Source organism: Sphingomonas radicis, from assembly GCF_051400635.1.
Lineage (GTDB): Bacteria > Pseudomonadota > Alphaproteobacteria > Sphingomonadales > Sphingomonadaceae > Sphingomonas.
In genome coordinates, this window is record NZ_JBLFFG010000001.1 from 22,603 (window position 1) to 38,807 (window position 16,205).

Here is a 16,205-nt window from a genome sequence, read left to right on the forward strand (position 1 = left end):
TGCCTCTCGTTGGTCCGGGAGCAGCCGATGCCCCCGCGATGCGTAACGAAACGGCGATGCCGGGCCTTGCGTTCCCTCAGCTCGGCTTGAAAAGCCGCCCGTGCTCCGCGATCGCGACGACGATGAAGGCCAGCACCCCCACCGCCACGAAGCCGGCGTAGAGCGGCACGGTGGTCCCGTCGAACATCTGGCCGATCGCCGCGCCGATCAGCGCGCCGCCCAGCGTGGTGACGAAGCCCTGGAGGCTCGACGCGGTGCCTGCGATCGCGCCCATCTTCTCCATCGCCATCGCTGAGAAGTTGGACGTGGCGAGTCCGAAACAGGCCATCATCAGCGCCTGGAGGATCGCGAAGGTCCACAGCGATTCGCCCCCCAATTCGGCGACGAGCAGATGGATGCCCGCAAAGCCGACGACGCCCACCAGCGCCGAATGCGAGATGCGCCGGGTGCCCAGACGCATCACGATCCGCGAATTGAGGAACGATCCTAGCGCCATCGTGCTCGCCACCGCCGCGAAGACGAGCGTCAGCAGCTCGGGCCGGTGGAACACATCCTCCATGATCTGCTGCACCGATCCGATGAAGCCGAACAGCCCGCCCGACAGGAAGGCGCTCGCGAGCGTATAGCCCACCGCATAGCGATCGCGCAGGACCAGCGCATAGTCGCGCGCGATCCGCGCCGGGTGCAGCGACTGGCGCGCATCGGCGGCCAGCGTCTCGGGCATGCGCAGCCAGAACCATGCCGCCACCGCCGCCGAGACGATCCCGACGCCCCAGAAGATCATCCGCCACGATCCCCCGGCCGAGAGGATCCCCTGGCCGAAGGCGGGCGCGAGGATCGGCGCGGCCATGAACACCATGAAGGCGAGGCTCATCACCCGCGCCATCGCCCGCCCGGCGAAACAGTCGCGGACCAGCGCCACGGTCACCACGCGCGCGCCGGCGGCGGCGGCGCCCATCGCCGCGCGCGCGATCAGCAGCAGCACGAAGCTGCCCGAGACCGCCGCCACCGCGCTCGTCACCACATAGGCGGCGAGTGCGAAGCCGAGCACCGGGCGCCGGCCGAACCGATCCGAGAGCGGCCCGTAGATCAGCTGCGCGAAGGCGAAGCCGATCAGATAGGAAGTCACCACGAACTGGCGGTGATTGGCCTGGGCCACGTCGAGGCTGTCGCCGATCGCGGGCAGCGCCGGGAGCATCGAATCGATCCCCAGCGCGGTGAGGGCCATCATCGCGGCGATCAGCGCGACGAACTCGCCGAAGCGGAGCGGCGCGCGATTCGCGCTTTCGGTCGCAAGGTTTCCGGCGGGCTGATCCATGGCGCGGCCAATGCCGCATCGGCGCGGGCGCGTCACCCCCTTTGCGCGCCGCCGCTGCTTGACCCCCGGCACCGCACCGCCTAGTGATGTAGCTATCTAATACACACAAGGAGCGCCGATGCGCCTCGCCACCCTGCTGCCGCTCGCCTGCCTTTCGCTCGCCGCCTGCGACGGATCGGGCACCAGCATCTCGATCAACGCCAATTCCGAAGACGGCAATGCCGTGGTCAGCACCGACGCCAACGGCCAGATGGCGATCAGGGCGCCCGGCTTCGAAGGCGCGATCAAGCTGCCCAAGATCGACATCGACGCCGAGGATTTCGACATCAACGGAGTCAATCTCTACCCCGGCTCGAAGATCACCAACCTGAACGTCGAGGCGCAGGAGCAGGCGGGCACGCAGGACAAGGGGGAGGTGCAAGTCGCCTTCACCAGCCCCGCCGCCCCGGCCGCGGTGCAGACGTGGTTCCGCGACAAGATGACGGCCAAGGGCTTCAAGGTGGAGGCCGACGGAACCGGGCTCAAGGGAACCACCGACGAGGGCGATCCCTTCACGCTCGCGCTTGCCCCCGACGGCGATGGCAAGGCCAAGGGGCAGCTGCGACTGAGCAACTAGAGCCCCGGCGGCGCCGATCCGATATTCAACCGGGCGGTTGAACGATCTGGCAGCATCCAACCTTTTGGTTGGATTGAAAAACCGCGGATTTCTGCGGGTTTGGCGTCGTTGGAGAGCATCGCCGATTGACTCGTGCTTGACTCGAATCGCGTATACGCGAGGCGATTGACTCGCCCGGTGCAAGGATGTGGAGTCAAGATCAGGCCGGTCGCTCACCGACGAACGAAAGCAGAACAAATCCTACTTTGCCAGCGGATTTGCGATCTCGGCTTCCGCCCCAGTTGTTGCCGTTCGATCACGATCGTAGCGCGCCTCAAAGCAGACGCTGGAGAGATCATCTGGACCGGCATCCGCACCTACGAGACGAAGACCGTTCAACGGCTTCTCACCAGAAAGTCGACTCGTAGATCCTGTCAGGTCTCTCGATTATAGACGAGCTTATAGCTAATTGGTGTAGAGAGCAGTGGACTGATGATAGTAGTATCCTCCACCAACTGCTGCCCAGCGCTACGATACACTGTGGTCCGCTCGCTGTCTTCCCCACGGAAGGTTAGCGAAATGGCTTCACCATTCGCTTTTGCCGACACATCGAAAACAAGATCTTCCACGAGCTTCCACTTGATCGGCTCTCCGCCGATCCAAAGGATAATAGGTGTTTTGTCATCGTACTTGATCGAGAATCGACCTCCTGAACTCGAGAGTCTAAATCTACTTGTAGCAATGGACTTGCGCAGCCTCATGCGAGCGAGAGGGCGCTTGGCGTTGGAAAGGCCGGCAATAGCGCTCTCGATCGCTTGAAAGGCGGCGTCGCTCCGTTCCGGGTCGCGGACATAGCTGCCTGAAACAACACCTTGCGCCGGGCTGGCTGAGCCTGAGCTAGAGATCAAGATCGCAGATCCGATCGCCGCCGACAAAGTCCAATGACGCATCACGCTCTCCTCAAATTCCGCTGCTCGCCGTGACGGGTGTAGTGACGATCCGGCTTAGCGCATAGGTGAGGCCTTGGTTGTCAAATCGAGGGACTTCCTCCCGTTTGTAGACGCACGTACTGCGGAGGGCTGGCTGTATCAGAGGGCCGAGCCTCGCGGCCGCTAACTCGATCCGCAAATTCGAAAGCGGACCAGCCGCTTACCACCCGATCTCGGACATTGGGAAACGGACGCCGGACGCAGTCGGGCCATTATGCATAAAGCCCTCTCCCGCTTGCGGGAGAGGGTTGGGCGAGGGTGAGACGTAGAAGTCAGCCCCTGCGGCTATCACACACCCTCACCCTTCCGCCGGCTGCGCCGGCTCCCTCCTCTCCCGCAAGCGGGAGAGGGACAAAGAACGGCGGGTATCGCGTGCACCGTTAGCGCGTCCTTTCCGTCACCCTGAGCTGTTTCAGGGTCCAATTCTCCATTCGCGGTTCGTCGCTTGTGGCGCGGTGGATGCTGAAACAAGTTCAGCATGACGGACCGTTGCCGCGGTTCGTTCAGCTCCGCATCTCGCGGTAGTAATTCCCATTCACGGACACGTCCCCTGCGATCCGCGGTCCCTGCCGAGATGTCAGCGTATATTCGACATGCGGGGGCCGTCTCGCTCCAGCTTGTTCGCGAGGGGGCTGCGGGTCTAACGGGGAAGCATTCTTCGGAGACTCGCAATGCTCGATACTCTCGCCGAAATTCCGGTGCTCTCGCTGGCGGACCAGCGGGGCGATCCGGACGGCTTCGCCCAGGCGTTCGGCCGCTCGTTCCAGCGCTTCGGCTTCGCGGTGGTGCGGGATCATGGCGTGCCCCAGCCGCTGATCGACCGGGCCTGGTCGTGCACCCGCGCCTTCTTCGACCTGCCCGAGGAGGAGAAGCGCAGCTATCATATCCCCGGCCAGGGCGGCGCGCGCGGCTACACCCCGTTCAAGACCGAGATCGCCAAGGGCGCGACCCACGTCGACCTCAAGGAATTCTGGCACGTCGGGCGCGAGCTGCCTGCGGGGCACCGCTTCGCCGACGGCATGCCGCCCAACGTCTGGCCGGCCCGGCCCGACGGTTTCAAGGAGACCTTCCTCGAGCTGTTCGCAGCGTTCGACACTGCCGGCGACAAGCTGCTCTCGGCGATCGCGCGCTATCTGGGGCTGGCGCCCGACTGGTTCGATCCGGCGGTGAAGGACGGCAATTCGGTGCTGCGGCTGCTCCACTATCCGCCGGTGCCCGCCGATGCGCCCGAAGTGCGCGCCGGTGCGCACGAGGACATCAACCTGATCACGCTGCTGCTCGGCGCCGAGGAAGCCGGGCTCGAGCTGCTCGACCGCGACGGCAAGTGGCTGGCGGTCAAGCCTCCGGAGGGCGCGATGGTGGTGAACGTGGGCGACATGCTCCAGCGGCTGACCAACCATGTGCTGCCCTCCACCACCCACCGCGTGGTCAACCCCCCGCCCGAGCGGCGCGGCAACTCGCGCTATTCGATGCCCTTCTTCCTGCATCCGGCGCCGGATTTCCTGATCAAGTCTCTGCCGCAGTGCGTGACCGCCGAGAACCCCGAGCGCGAGCCGCCGATCACCGCCCACGACTATCTCGCCCAGCGGCTGCGCGAGATCGGGCTGATCAAGAAGTAGAAATTGTGTCTCCCCTCCCTGCAAGGGAGGGGTTAGGGGGTGGGTCGCAGCGGCTCGGGCTCGATGCCCGGGCCGCTGCGTTGTCCGCGCGCCGCTTCGCGACGCGCACCCACCCCCAGCCCCTCCCTTGCAGGGAGGGGAGCGAGAGAGACATGACCGAACCGCTGCGCGTTGCACTTGCTGGACTGGGGACTGTCGGCGCGGGCGTGATCCGCCTGCTCGACGCGAACGGCGCGCTGATCGCGCGGCGCGCGGGGCGGCCGATCGAGATCGTCGCAGTCTCGGCACGCGATCGCAGCAAGGATCGCGGCGTCGACATTTCGCGCTTCGACTGGGTGGACGATCCCGCCGAGCTGGCGCGCCACGCCGCGGCCGATGTGGTCGTCGAGCTGGTCGGCGGATCGGATGGGCCCGCGCTGGCGCTGGCGCGCGCGACGCTGGGCGCGGGCAAGAGCTTCGTCACTGCCAACAAGGCGATGATCGCGCATCACGGGCTGGAGCTGGCGCAGGCCGCGGAGAGCGCCAACCTCGCGCTCAAGTTCGAAGCCGCGGTGGCCGGCGGCGTGCCGGTGATCAAGGGGCTGCGCGAAGGCGCTGCGGCGAACGAGATCGCGCGCGTCTATGGCATCCTCAACGGCACCTGCAATTTCATCCTCTCCAAGATGGAAGCCGAAGGCCGCGACTTCGCCGACATCCTCGAGGAAGCGCAACGGCTGGGCTATGCCGAGGCCGATCCGAGCTTCGACATCGACGGGGTGGACGCCGCGCACAAGCTCTCGATCCTGGCGAGCCTGGCGTTCGGCACCCAGCCGGCGTTCGATCAGGTCGCGGTCACCGGTGTGCGTCATGTGATCGCCGCCGACATCGCCGAGGCCGCCGCGCTCGGCTATCGCGTGCGGCTGCTCGGCGTGGCCGACGCCGGGCCGCACGGGCTGTTCCAGCGCGTGCACCCGCATCTCGTGCCCGTCAGCCATCCGCTCGCGCACGTCACCGGATCGACCAACGCCGTGGTCGCCGAGGGCAATTTCGTCGGCCGGCTGCTGTTCCAGGGCGCCGGCGCGGGCGACGGACCGACCGCGAGCGCCGTGGTCGCCGACCTGATCGACATCGCCCGCGGCGAATTCGGCCCGCCCTATGCTATGCCGGCGGGCGCGCTGGCGGCGCAGGCGGCGGCGGACAGCGGCGAGCGGGTGGGCCGCGCCTATGTGCGCTTCACCGTGGTCGACAAGGTGGGCGTGCTCGCCGAGATCGCCGCGGCGATGCGCGACGCGGGCGTATCGATCGAGAGCCTGATCCAGCGCGGCACCAGCGCCGACGGCCATGTGCTCGTCGCGATCGTGACGCACGAGGGCCCCGAGCGCGCGGTGGCGCAGGCACTGGAGAAGCTGCGCGGATCGCAGAGCCTGGCCGGCGAGCCGATGTGGATGCACATATTGGGCGAATGAGCTCCTTTTCAGCTTCGCTGAATCGGCACCGGCCCGCTCCCCCACCCTGCCACCCATATGATACTGCCGTTGGGTGGCCGGGTGGGGGAGCGGGCCGGTGCCGCAACCGTTTCAGCTCTGCTGAAACAAACCCGAGACGGGGCTTCCCCGCAGCCTGCCGCCGTACTGTCGCAAGCGGGTGGCAGAAACCGCGCGGGGCCGACAACGTTAGCAGCCTCGACATGCCATCGCGCCGCTCCTATCGCCGCGGCAAATCATCAGGAGATATCCCCAAGATGCAGACCGCCAGCCACGTCCTCGACCGCGTTCTGGTGCTCGAGATGGTGCGCGTCACCGAAGCCGCCGCGATCGCCGCCTCCAAGATGGTCGGCCGCGGCGACGAGAAGGCGGCCGATCATGAAGCGGTGGAAGCGATGCGCGATGCGCTCAACAAGCTCTACCTCGACGGCACCGTGGTGATCGGCGAAGGCGAGCGCGACGAAGCGCCGATGCTCTACATCGGCGAGAAGGTTGGCGCCGCGCAGGGCAAGGGACCCAAGATCGACATCGCGCTCGATCCGCTCGAAGGCACCACGATCTGCGCCAAGGCCGGACCCAATGCGCTGGCGGTGCTCGCGGTGGCCGAGGAAGGCGGGCTGCTCAACGCCCCCGACGTCTATATGGACAAGATCGCGGTCGGCCCCGGCTATCCCGAGGGCGTGATCGACCTCGCCAAGTCGCCGACCGAGAACGTCAAGGCGATCGCCGCCGCCAAGGGCGTCGAGCCGCATGAAGTGATCGCCTGCGTGCTCGACCGCCCGCGCCACGAGAAGCTGATCGCCGAGTTGCGCTCGATCGGCTGCGGCGTGGTGCTGATCGGCGACGGCGACGTGGCCGGCGTGATCGCGACCACCGATCCCGACACGACGATCGATGTCTACATGGGCCAGGGCGGCGCCCCCGAAGGCGTGCTCGCCTGCGCGGCGCTGCGCTGCGTCGGCGGCCAGTTCAAGGGCCGGCTCCTGTTCCGCAACGACGACGAGCGCGCCCGCGCGCGCAAATGGGGGATCGAGGATCTCGACAAGATCTACGACCTGACCGAACTCGCCAAGGGCGACTGCATCTTCGCCGCGACCGGCGTGACCGACGGATCGCTGCTCGAAGGCGTCAAGCGCTTCCCGACCAAGATGACCACCGAGAGCGTGGTGATGCGCGCGGCCTCGGGAACGGTGCGCTGGGTAAGGGGCGAGCACCGGATCTGATCCGAGGCTCCTATCCCCGCAGTTCGTCACCCCGGCCCTGTGCCGGGGTCTACTCAGCCTCACCGGCTGCCGTTGAGCCTCTTGTCCAACCCTTGTCTCCCGGTGGACCCCGGCACAAGGCCGGGGTGACGAAGGGTGGACTGCCGGCCCAAATTCCCTTGCGCAATTGACAGCCGCCCGGCTGCCGCCGAAACCCTGCCGGCATTCAATCGGGAGGGTTTCGATGCGCAAACTGGGCGGTTTCCTGTTGGCTACGGCAGCGCTGGGGCTGCCGCTGGCGGCGGCGCACGCGCAGACCGCGCCTGCGCCCCGGCCGGCAGCCGCGCCCGCACAGCAGCCCGCCTTCACCTATCAGGAGGTGATGGTGCCGATGCGCGACGGTGCGCGGCTCCAGACGGTGATCCTCCGGCCGGCCAACAAGCCCGGCAAGCTGCCGATCCTGCTCCAGCGCACCCCGTATGGCGTCCCCGATGCGGCGCCAACCAGCGTTCCCGCCTCGATGCGCTTCCTGATGGAGGACGGCTATGTGCTGGTCTTCCAGAACATGCGCGGCCAGTTCAAGTCGGACGGCGACTTCACCATGTCGATGGCGCTCAACCCCAAGGGCTCGAAGGCCGTCGACGAAGCGACCGACGCATGGGACACGGTCGACTGGCTGGTCAGGAACGTCGCCGACAACAACGGCAAGGTGGGCATGTGGGGAGTCTCCTACCCCGGCTACGCCGCGGCGGTGGCGCTCGCCAAACCGCACCCGGCGCTCAAGGCCGTGAGCCCGCAGGCCGCGTGGAACGACTGGTGGATCAACGACGACCTCCACCGCTACGGCGCCTTCCGCCTGTCCTATGCCACCGACTGGCTGTTCAGCCTGCAGAACAACGACGAGGGACGCGACTTCGATTACGGCGGCAAGGCGCCGGTCGACACCTATGACTGGTTCCTCAAGCTCGGCCCCGTGGAGAATCTCGACAAGCTGCACTTCAAGGGCAGCGTGCCGATGCTCACCAACATCATCGCGCATCCCGATTACGACGATTTCTGGAAGCGCCAGCGCTGGACCGAGCATCTCGGCCGCACGACGGTGCCGACGCTCCATGTCGCCGGCTTCTGGGACCAGGAGGATCCGCTGGGCACCTGGAGCATCTACGAGAAGATGGAGAGCCAGGACCCGAACGGGCTCAACATGATCGTCGGCGGGCCCTGGGCGCACGGCACCTGGCACACGAACAACGACAAGGTAGGCAACGTGCCGATCGGGCGCGACGCCGGGCTCGAATTCATTCGCGACATCGAGGCGCCGTTCTTCGCACATTGGCTGCACGGCAAGGGCAGCCAGCCGAAGTTCGAAGCCAGAATGTTCCAGAGTGGTTCGTGGGAATGGAAAAACTATCCCAAATGGCCCGCTCCCAATGCCACTGCGACCAACCTCTATCTCCAGGCCGACGGGAGCCTTTCCTTCACTGCGCCAGCGGACGGGGGATGCCGCGAATATGTCTCCGATCCCGCCAATCCGGTGCCGTTCCGCGAGCGGCCGATCTCGCGCACCTATCCGTCGCTGGAATGGCGCTGGTGGGAAGCGGCCGACCAGCGCTTCGCCGACCATCGTCCCGACGTGCTCAGCTATGTGAGCGCGCCGTTGACCGAGGACCTGACGGTGACCGGCGACATCAATGCGAAGCTGATGGCGTCGACCTCGGGCACCGACAGCGACATGGTGGTGAAGCTGATCGACGTGCTCCCCGACGATTTCGAGCCGATGAAACGCGGTGAGCTGGGCGACTACGCCCACACGCTCAACGGCTATCAGTTCCCGATCGCGATGGAGGTCCGCCGCGGCCGCTATCTCGCGAGCAACGAGCGCGCGACGCCGCTCACCCCGGACCAGGTGATCGCGTGGGACGTGCCGCTCAGGAGCCACGACCATGTCTTCAAGAAGGGCCACCGGATCATGGTGCAGGTCCAGTCGAGCTGGTTCCCGGTGATCGACCGCAATCCGCAGAAGTTCGTGCCCAACATCTACAAGGCCAAGCCCGACGATTTCGTGAAAGCCACTCAGCGCGTGTGCGCAGGATCGATGGTGACGCTGCCGGTGGTGAGGTAGTCTGCAGACTTGGCTCCCCTCCCTGTGAATCCTGACTATCCTCCCCCGCCAGGGGGAGGTGGCGCCGAAGGCGTCGGAGGGGGCGGATGCCAGAACATGAGCGGCGTGCTTCCTCCCCCTCCGTCAGGCTGCGCCTGCCACCTCCCCTGGCGGGGGAGGATCAGAAGCGTTCTGTCTCTCTAGAACGAAGCCGATACGCTTTAGGCTGCGAACGGTGAGGGTTCAGCTCGACGAGGACTGCCTTAGCTGTCCGCCAGAAACGGCTCCGCCACTTCCGCCGGCACGCGCAGCAGCCGGCCCGTGGCGCGGTCGAGCAATGCCCAGGTGGTCTTGGCCTCGACGCGGACTTTCCCGTCGGCGCCGGTGAAGCGCATGTAGCGATCGAAGCGTGCGCCGCGCGGCGGGTCGCTCACCCAGGTTTCGGCCGTGACGGTCTCGCCTTCGGAGACGTTGCCGCGATAGTCGATCTCGTGGCGCGTCACGACCCAGATATAGGCGTCGCGGTGCTCGGGCGGCGCAACGGCATCCCAATGCGCGACCGCCACGTCCTGAATCCACTTCACCCAGACGGCATTGTTGACGTGCCCCAGCACGTCGATGTCGTCCGGACCCGCGGTGATGCTGGTGGTGTAGCGCGACATGGCGCGAGCCTACGGCTATCTCGCCGAGATGAAAATGCCGCCGTTCGCCCTGAGCCTGTCGAAGGGCGTTTACCAACCCTCATTCGCTCGCGAACGGCCGCCCTTCGACAAGCTCAGGGCGAACGGCGGCAGAATCGGGCAGAGCCTCACGCAGCGCGGAGCTGAGCGCCGTGCAGCCAGGCGCGCGCCGCCTTCTGCGCGGCGATGATCTCGCGTGCGGTCATGTCTTCGGCGATTTCAGCGCGGCACTGCTGCGCCTCCTCGCTGCCCGAGGCGGCGGCGATGTTGAACCATTTGTGCGCCTCGATCAGATCGACTGCCACGCCGTCCGCGCCGCTCGAAAAGACCACGCCAAGGTCGAAACATGCCATGGCATTGCCGCGCGCCGCATCGCGCAGCCGGCGTTCGATCAGAAAAGGTACATTGTTGAGACTGTTGCCCATTGCCGCGACCCCATTGCCGATCCCTCGGCTGCAAGGATTGGCAGGTAAGCGGCAAACAAATGGTTAACGGTGTTAACCGTGATCATTCGTATTGACGGGGATGTTGTCGATCAGCCGCGTGCCGCCGATTCGCGCCGCCGCGAGCAGGCGAAGCGGATAGCCCGGCCGAGGCTCGCCCAGCGTCTCGGCATCGGCGAGCGCGACATAATCGACTTCGAAGCCGGCGGCCGCGAGCATCTCGCGCGCCTGGTCGAGCGCGGCATCGGCATCGCCGCCCTTGGCGATCGCGCGTTCGGCGACGCCCAGCGCGCGCGGCAGTGCCACTGCGCGGGCGCGATCCTCGGGCGCGAGGTAGATGTTGCGCGAGGAGAGCGCGAGCCCGTCGTCCTCGCGCTGGGTGAGCACGCCCAGGATCTCGATCCCCATGTCGAGGTCGGCCACCATCCGGCGGATCACGGCGAGCTGCTGCCAGTCTTTCTCGCCGAACACCGCGACGTCGGGCCGGACCTGGTTGAACAGCTTGGCGACCACCGTCGCCACGCCGTCGAAATGGCCCGGCCGGTGCGCCCCGTCGAGCACTTCGCTGACGCCCCCGACCGAGACATTGGTGACAAAGCCGTCGGGGTACATCACCTCCACCGGGGGCAGCCACAGCAGGTCCACGCCGGCGCTGGTGAGCAGGCGGGAATCGGCCTGCTCCCTGCGCGGATATTTCTCGAGGTCCTCGCTCGGCGCGAACTGGAGCGGATTGACGAAGATCGAGACGACGACCCGGTCGCCCGCGCGCCTGGCGGCTTCGACCAGCGCCATATGGCCGTCATGGAGCGCGCCCATGGTGGGCACCAGCACGACGCGCTCGCCGGCTGCGCGAAAGGCGGAGAGCGCTTCGCGGAGGTCTTCGAGGCGACGGACGGTTTGCACGCTGAGACACTTTCTATAAGACGGAAAGGGCGGCCTTCTATGTGGGCCGTGCGTCGCGATCAATAAAGGAAGTTGGGGGCTTGAGCGAAGAAGCGAAGCGGCTGCACGTCATCGTTTTCGCAAACGAGAAGGGGGGCACCGGCAAGTCCACGACGGCAGTTCACACCGCGATCGCGCTGGCCTTCCGGGGCTCGCGGGTGGCGTGTTTCGACCTGGACCATCGCCAGCGCACGCTGGGCCGCTATCTCGACAACCGGGCGCAGACGATGAAGCGCACCGGCCGCCCGCTGCCGATGCCCGCTTATGAGACGCACGACGGCGAGAGCATGGATTTCTTCGCCGAGACGCTCGACCGGCTCGGCGCCGATACCGACTATCTGGTGATCGACACGCCGGGGCGCGACGACAAGTTCGCCCGGCTGGCGGTCACCAACGCCGATACGCTGGTCACGCCGATGAACGACAGCTTCGTCGACTTCGACCTGATCGGCCATGTCGACCCCGAGACCTTCAAGGTTTCGCGCCCGAGCTTCTATTCGGAGCTGATCTGGGAATCGCGCAAGCGCCGCGCCAAGGCCGATGGCGAGACGATCGACTGGGTGGTGCTGCGCAACCGCATGCAGCACATCGAGGCGCGCAACATGCGCCGCGTGTCGGAGGCGATCGATCAGCTCTCGAAGCGCGTCGGCTTCCGGGTGATCTCCGGGCTTTCGGAGCGCGTGATCTACCGCGAGCTCTTCCCCCAGGGGCTGACGATGCTCGATTCGCGCGAGTTCGGCGAAATGGGACTCAGCCATGTCGCGGCGCGGCAGGAGCTGCGCGAGATGATGGCCGGGCTCGCGCTGCCCGAGCCCGCCCTGCCGATGTTCGCCTGAGACCGCAATGGCCAAGGCGATCCTTGCCGCGCTGATCCTGTTCGCGATCTATCAGCTTTTTCTGAAGCCAAAGCCCAAGACCAGGCCGCGGGTGCCGCGCATGCCCGAGGACGAGGCGCGCGCAGTGCTGGGCGTGAGTGCCGACGCCGATGCCGAGGCGATCCGCGCCGCGCACCGCCGGCTCGTCTCGGTGATGCACCCCGACAAGGGCGGATCGGAAGAGCTCACCCGCCGGATCAACGCCGCGCGCGACACGCTGCTCAAATAGCGGCCGCTTTCGTCCGGGCGCCCCAGGCGTGCGACGACGGGACGCATCTTGTTGCGCCGCCGCAATTGAACTTTCACACGGCGTGGGGAATTACGCGGTGCAACATTTCCCCGGAGGCATCATGACGCATCGTTTCAACCCCACTTCCTTGCGCGAGTACGACATCCGCGGAATCGTGGGGAAGACGCTGGGCCCCGACGACGCGCGCGCGATCGGCCGCGGCTTCGCCACGCTGCTGCGCCGCGCGGGCGGCACGCGCGTGGCGGTGGGCCGCGACGGCCGTGTCTCCTCGGTCGAGCTCGAGGCGGCGCTGGTCGAGGGGCTCACTGCCTCGGGCTGCGACGTGGTCCGCATCGGCATGGGGCCGACGCCGATGCTCTATTATGCCGAAGCGACGCTCGAGGTGGACGGCGGCGTCCAGATCACCGGCAGCCACAATCCGGGCGACTACAACGGGTTCAAGATGGTGTTCCAGCACCGTCCGTTCTTCGGCGAGGACATCCAGACGCTCGGGCGCATGGCGGCCGAGGGCGACTGGGAGGAAGCGGAAACTCGGGGCGCCGTCTCCGACTATGACATCATGGACGCCTATGTCGGCCGGCTGGTTGCAGGCTATGCGGGCGGCGCGTACCGGATCGGCTGGGACACCGGCAACGGCGCGGCCGGGCCGGTAGTCGAGCGGCTCGTCGCGCAGCTGCCGGGCGAGCATCATGTGCTGTTCGCCGAAGTGGATGGCAATTTCCCCAACCATCACCCCGATCCCACCGAGGAAAAGAACCTCGCCGACCTCAAGAAACTCGTTTCCGAGAAGCAGCTAGATTTCGGCCTAGCCTTTGATGGTGACGGCGATCGGCTGGGCGCGGTCGACGGCCAGGGCCGCGTGGTGTGGGGCGACCAGATCCTCTCGATCCTGGCCGAGCCGCTGCTCAGGGCCGAGCCGGGCGCGACCGTGATCGCCGACGTCAAGGCGAGCCAGGCGCTCTACGACCGCGTCGCCGAGCTGGGCGGCAAGCCGGTGATGTGGAAGACCGGCCACAGCCTGATCAAGACCAAGATGAAGGAGACGCACGCCCCGCTCGCCGGCGAGATGAGCGGCCACATCTTCTTCGCCGACACCTTCTACGGCTATTACGGCTATGACGACGCGCAGTTCGCCGCGGTCCAGCTGATCCGCGCCGTGCATTCGACCGGCAAGTCGCTGACCCAGCTCAAGGACGAGATGCCGGCGATGATCAACACGCCCGAGATGCGCTTCCAGGTCGACGAGACCCGCAAGTTCGCAGTGATCGACGAAGTGCTCGACCGGCTGGAGGCCGAGGGTGCCGACGTCAATCGCACCGACGGCGCACGGGTGAACACCCCGGACGGCTGGTGGCTGCTGCGTGCCTCCAACACCCAGGACGTGCTCGTCGCGCGTGCCGAGGCCAAGAGCCAGGAAGGGCTCGACCGGCTGATGGCGCAGATCGACGCCCAGCTCGCCGCGAGCGGGCTCGAGCGCGGTCCCCAGGCGGGACATTAAATCGCTGTAAGCGCGTTGCCCCCGCGGCAGCGCGCGGCTTAACCTCCCTTCGCCGGCCGACGGCGCCGGTCGAAGGGGGAAGCCATGATCCTGACCGCGATTGCGCTGACGCTCGCCGCGCCGGCCTGCCAGAAATACGACGCCGATCTGCCGCGCCCGCTCGCCGGGTGGACGCGTGCGGGCGCTGATTCGATACCGGCCATGCCGTGACGCTGCCGGCCCGCACCGGATCGGCGAGCACCAGCGTCCGCATTCGCAAGGCAGGCACCTATGGGATCGCGATCGACCAGGCGGGCTGGGTGGACGTGACGCCGGGGCGGGGCAAGCCGATCAAATCGGTCGCGGATGGACGCGGCCCCACTTGCTCGACGATCCGCAAGATCGTCCGCTACCGGCTGCAACCGGGGACCTATCGCATCGCAGTGAGTCGGCTTAAGGGGAACCGCGCGCGCATGATGCTGGTGCGCTACTGATTCTCCCAAGGGGCCGACATGAAGTTCTTCGCCGACACCGCCGACACCAAGGATATCCGCGACCTCGCCGATGCGGGGCTGCTCGACGGCGTGACTACCAATCCGTCGCTGATCCACAAGGCGGGCCGCGACTTCCTGGAAGTCGTCGCCGAGATCTGCGGTATCGTCCCCGGCAAGCCGGTCTCGGCCGAAGTCGTCGCGCTCGACTTCGAGACGATGATGAAGGAAGCCGAAGTCGTGCGGAAGATCGCCGACAATGTCGCGGTGAAGGTGCCGCTGACGATCGACGGGTTGAAGGCGTGCAAGGCGCTGACCGACGACGGCACGATGGTCAACGTCACGCTCTGCTTCTCGGCCAACCAGGCGCTGCTGGCGGCCAAGGCCGGCGCGACCTTCATCTCGCCGTTCGTCGGCCGCCACGACGACATCGGCTATCCGGGCATGGAGCTGATCGCCGACATCCGCACGATCTACGACAATTACGATTTCGACACCGAGATCCTTGTCGCGTCGGTCCGCAACCCGATCCATGTGCTCGAGGCCGCCAAGATCGGCGCCGATGTGATGACCGCTCCGCCCGCGGTGATCAAGCAGCTGGTCAAGCACCCGCTCACCGACAGTGGCATCAAGGCGTTCCTGGCGGACTGGGAAAAGACCGGACAGAAGATCGGGTGATTCCTATTCCCTCTCCCCATCGGGGAGAGGGAGGGAGCCGACGAAGTCGGCGGAAGGGTGAGGGGGATCGGGTGAAGGGATTAACGATCCCCCTCACCCTTCCCACCGCCTGCGGCGGCGGGCCCCTTCCCTCTCCCACAAGGGGAGAGGGAGCGTTATGCTGCTCCCATGTCCGAACGCCCGCTCCCGCTCCTTTACGCCGAGCATCTCGCCCGCGATCGGCGGCGTTCGGTGCATACGGTGCGCGCCTATGAGGCGACTGCCATTCGGCTCATGGCATTCCTCCAGTCGCACTGGGGCGGGCCGGTAACGCTCGAGGCGCTGAGCGGCGTAACCGCCGCCGACCTGCGCGCCTTCCTCGCGCACCGCCGCAACGAAGGGCTGGGCAACGCATCGGCCGCACGTGAGCTCTCCGCGATGCGCGGCTTTCTCAAGTTCGCGGCCGGTGCGGGCGCGGAGCTGCCGCGGCTCAGGGGCCCGCGCGTCAAGAAGGGCGTGCCGCGCCCGATCTCGCCGCAAGAGGCAGTGGCGCTCGCCGAGACCGTGTCCGAGGAAGCGAGCGAGCCGTGGATCGCGGCGCGCGACTGGGCAGTGCTGCTGCTGCTCTACGGCGCGGGGCTGCGCATCGGTGAGGCAGTCGCGCTCACCGGCGCAGTGCTGCCACTGGGCGAAACGATGCGCGTCACCGGCAAGCGCGACAAGACGCGCACGGTGCCTCTGCTCCCTCAGGTGCGCGAAGCGATCGACGAATACGCGCGGCTCTGCCCCTATGGCGTATCCCGCGAGGCGCCGCTGTTCCGCGGAGCCAAAGGCGGGCCGCTGCCGCCGGGGGTGATCCGCAAATCGGTGCGCACCGCCCGCGCCGCGCTGGGCCTGTCCGACCGGACCACCCCGCACGCGCTGCGCCACAGCTTCGCGACGCATCTGCTCGGCCGCGGCGCCGATCTGCGTGCGCTTCAGGAGCTTCTCGGCCACGCGAGCCTCAGCTCGACCCAGATCTACACCGCCGTCGACGCAGCGCACCTGCTCGACGTCTATCGCAACGCGCACCCGCGGGCCTAGGATCTATCTCGCTGGAAACACCC

Annotated in this window: 17 protein-coding genes; 12 read left to right on the plus strand and 5 right to left on the minus strand. The window is 66.9% G+C overall.

Annotation, left to right across the window (positions count from 1 at the left end):
• Positions 1-76: 76 nt before the first annotated feature.
• Positions 77-1,318, minus strand: a complete 1,242-nt coding sequence (locus ACMGDH_RS00090) for a multidrug effflux MFS transporter (RefSeq protein WP_436825886.1) — start codon at positions 1,316-1,318, stop codon at positions 77-79.
• Positions 1,319-1,436: 118 nt separating this feature from the next.
• Here ACMGDH_RS00090 and ACMGDH_RS00095 point away from each other — a divergent pair, with 118 nt between their 5' ends.
• Positions 1,437-1,934: an immunoglobulin domain-containing protein gene (locus tag ACMGDH_RS00095; RefSeq protein ID WP_436825887.1), complete on the plus strand. Its 498-nt coding sequence runs from the start codon at positions 1,437-1,439 to the stop codon at positions 1,932-1,934.
• Between the two features lie 413 nt (positions 1,935-2,347).
• On the opposite strand, the gene ACMGDH_RS00100 is transcribed toward ACMGDH_RS00095, so the two are convergent.
• On the minus strand, positions 2,348-2,863 hold the full coding sequence (locus tag ACMGDH_RS00100) for a hypothetical protein (protein WP_436825888.1): 516 nt from the start codon (positions 2,861-2,863) through the stop codon (positions 2,348-2,350).
• Positions 2,864-3,573: 710 nt separating this feature from the next.
• Here ACMGDH_RS00100 and ACMGDH_RS00105 point away from each other — a divergent pair.
• The 4 genes from ACMGDH_RS00105 (at position 3,574) to ACMGDH_RS00120 (ending at position 9,305) form a co-directional block, all read left to right on the plus strand.
• Positions 3,574-4,521 (plus strand): isopenicillin N synthase family dioxygenase, encoded by a 948-nt coding sequence (locus tag ACMGDH_RS00105; RefSeq protein ID WP_436825889.1) that lies wholly within the window; start codon positions 3,574-3,576, stop codon positions 4,519-4,521.
• A gap of 152 nt (positions 4,522-4,673) precedes the next feature.
• The gene (locus tag ACMGDH_RS00110) at positions 4,674-5,966 is read left to right on the plus strand and encodes a homoserine dehydrogenase (RefSeq protein ID WP_436825890.1); all 1,293 of its coding nucleotides are present in this window, start codon (positions 4,674-4,676) and stop codon (positions 5,964-5,966) included.
• 275 nt (positions 5,967-6,241) lie between these two features.
• Positions 6,242-7,207 carry a class II fructose-bisphosphatase gene (gene glpX / locus ACMGDH_RS00115; RefSeq protein WP_436827189.1) on the plus strand — a complete coding sequence of 322 codons (966 nt, stop codon included), beginning with the start codon at positions 6,242-6,244 and terminating at the stop codon, positions 7,205-7,207.
• Positions 7,208-7,430: 223 nt separating this feature from the next.
• Complete coding sequence (locus tag ACMGDH_RS00120; protein WP_436825891.1) at positions 7,431-9,305, plus strand: CocE/NonD family hydrolase; 1,875 nt, start codon at positions 7,431-7,433, stop codon at positions 9,303-9,305.
• Between the two features lie 242 nt (positions 9,306-9,547).
• Here the strand turns inward: ACMGDH_RS00120 and ACMGDH_RS00125 are convergent, their stop codons facing one another.
• The 3 genes from ACMGDH_RS00125 to panC form a co-directional block, all read right to left on the minus strand.
• Positions 9,548-9,946, minus strand: coding sequence for an acyl-CoA thioesterase (locus ACMGDH_RS00125; RefSeq protein WP_436825892.1), 399 nt, complete (start codon positions 9,944-9,946; stop codon positions 9,548-9,550).
• A gap of 146 nt (positions 9,947-10,092) precedes the next feature.
• Positions 10,093-10,389, minus strand: a complete 297-nt coding sequence (locus tag ACMGDH_RS00130; protein ID WP_436825893.1) for an SEL1-like repeat protein — start codon at positions 10,387-10,389, stop codon at positions 10,093-10,095.
• A gap of 72 nt (positions 10,390-10,461) precedes the next feature.
• The gene (gene panC, locus ACMGDH_RS00135; protein WP_436825894.1) at positions 10,462-11,310 is read right to left on the minus strand and encodes a pantoate--beta-alanine ligase; all 849 of its coding nucleotides are present in this window, start codon (positions 11,308-11,310) and stop codon (positions 10,462-10,464) included.
• A gap of 80 nt (positions 11,311-11,390) precedes the next feature.
• Between panC and ACMGDH_RS00140 the strand changes: the two genes are divergently transcribed.
• The 7 genes from ACMGDH_RS00140 to ACMGDH_RS00170 all read left to right on the plus strand — a co-directional run bounded on the left by ACMGDH_RS00140 (position 11,391) and on the right by ACMGDH_RS00170 (position 16,182).
• Entirely contained in the window at positions 11,391-12,185 is a 795-nt protein-coding gene (locus ACMGDH_RS00140; RefSeq protein WP_436825895.1) for a division plane positioning ATPase MipZ, read from the plus strand.
• 7 nt (positions 12,186-12,192) lie between these two features.
• Positions 12,193-12,453, plus strand: coding sequence for a J domain-containing protein (locus ACMGDH_RS00145; protein WP_436825896.1), 261 nt, complete (start codon positions 12,193-12,195; stop codon positions 12,451-12,453).
• Positions 12,454-12,574: 121 nt separating this feature from the next.
• A complete protein-coding gene (gene pgmG, locus ACMGDH_RS00150) occupies positions 12,575-13,972 on the plus strand; it encodes a phosphoglucomutase/phosphomannomutase PgmG (protein WP_436825897.1) in 1,398 nt (465 codons plus the stop codon).
• A gap of 84 nt (positions 13,973-14,056) precedes the next feature.
• Positions 14,057-14,182 (plus strand): hypothetical protein, encoded by a 126-nt coding sequence (locus ACMGDH_RS00155; protein WP_436825898.1) that lies wholly within the window; start codon positions 14,057-14,059, stop codon positions 14,180-14,182.
• Positions 14,179-14,445, plus strand: coding sequence for a hypothetical protein (locus ACMGDH_RS00160; protein ID WP_436825899.1), 267 nt, complete (start codon positions 14,179-14,181; stop codon positions 14,443-14,445). The genes ACMGDH_RS00155 and ACMGDH_RS00160 overlap by 4 nt, the downstream gene beginning before the upstream one ends.
• An 18-nt stretch (positions 14,446-14,463) precedes the next feature.
• Entirely contained in the window at positions 14,464-15,120 is a 657-nt protein-coding gene (fsa, locus tag ACMGDH_RS00165) for a fructose-6-phosphate aldolase (protein WP_436825900.1), read from the plus strand.
• A 168-nt stretch (positions 15,121-15,288) separates the two neighbouring features.
• Positions 15,289-16,182 (plus strand): tyrosine recombinase XerC, encoded by an 894-nt coding sequence (locus tag ACMGDH_RS00170; protein WP_436825901.1) that lies wholly within the window; start codon positions 15,289-15,291, stop codon positions 16,180-16,182.
• Positions 16,183-16,205: the final 23 nt, after the last annotated feature.

Coding starts and splice junctions, on each gene's coding strand:
- glpX (WP_436827189.1), top strand. CDS start 6,242: ATGCAGACCGCCAGCCACGTCCTCGACCGCGTTCTGGTGCTCGAGATG.
- ACMGDH_RS00095 (WP_436825887.1), top strand. CDS start 1,437: ATGCGCCTCGCCACCCTGCTGCCGCTCGCCTGCCTTTCGCTCGCCGCC.
- ACMGDH_RS00090 (WP_436825886.1), bottom strand. CDS start 1,318: ATGGATCAGCCCGCCGGAAACCTTGCGACCGAAAGCGCGAATCGCGCG.
- ACMGDH_RS00130 (WP_436825893.1), bottom strand. CDS start 10,389: ATGGGCAACAGTCTCAACAATGTACCTTTTCTGATCGAACGCCGGCTG.
- ACMGDH_RS00125 (WP_436825892.1), bottom strand. CDS start 9,946: ATGTCGCGCTACACCACCAGCATCACCGCGGGTCCGGACGACATCGAC.
- ACMGDH_RS00120 (WP_436825891.1), top strand. CDS start 7,431: ATGCGCAAACTGGGCGGTTTCCTGTTGGCTACGGCAGCGCTGGGGCTG.
- pgmG (WP_436825897.1), top strand. CDS start 12,575: ATGACGCATCGTTTCAACCCCACTTCCTTGCGCGAGTACGACATCCGC.
- fsa (WP_436825900.1), top strand. CDS start 14,464: ATGAAGTTCTTCGCCGACACCGCCGACACCAAGGATATCCGCGACCTC.
- ACMGDH_RS00145 (WP_436825896.1), top strand. CDS start 12,193: ATGGCCAAGGCGATCCTTGCCGCGCTGATCCTGTTCGCGATCTATCAG.
- ACMGDH_RS00155 (WP_436825898.1), top strand. CDS start 14,057: ATGATCCTGACCGCGATTGCGCTGACGCTCGCCGCGCCGGCCTGCCAG.
- ACMGDH_RS00100 (WP_436825888.1), bottom strand. CDS start 2,863: ATGCGTCATTGGACTTTGTCGGCGGCGATCGGATCTGCGATCTTGATC.
- ACMGDH_RS00110 (WP_436825890.1), top strand. CDS start 4,674: ATGACCGAACCGCTGCGCGTTGCACTTGCTGGACTGGGGACTGTCGGC.
- ACMGDH_RS00170 (WP_436825901.1), top strand. CDS start 15,289: ATGTCCGAACGCCCGCTCCCGCTCCTTTACGCCGAGCATCTCGCCCGC.
- ACMGDH_RS00105 (WP_436825889.1), top strand. CDS start 3,574: ATGCTCGATACTCTCGCCGAAATTCCGGTGCTCTCGCTGGCGGACCAG.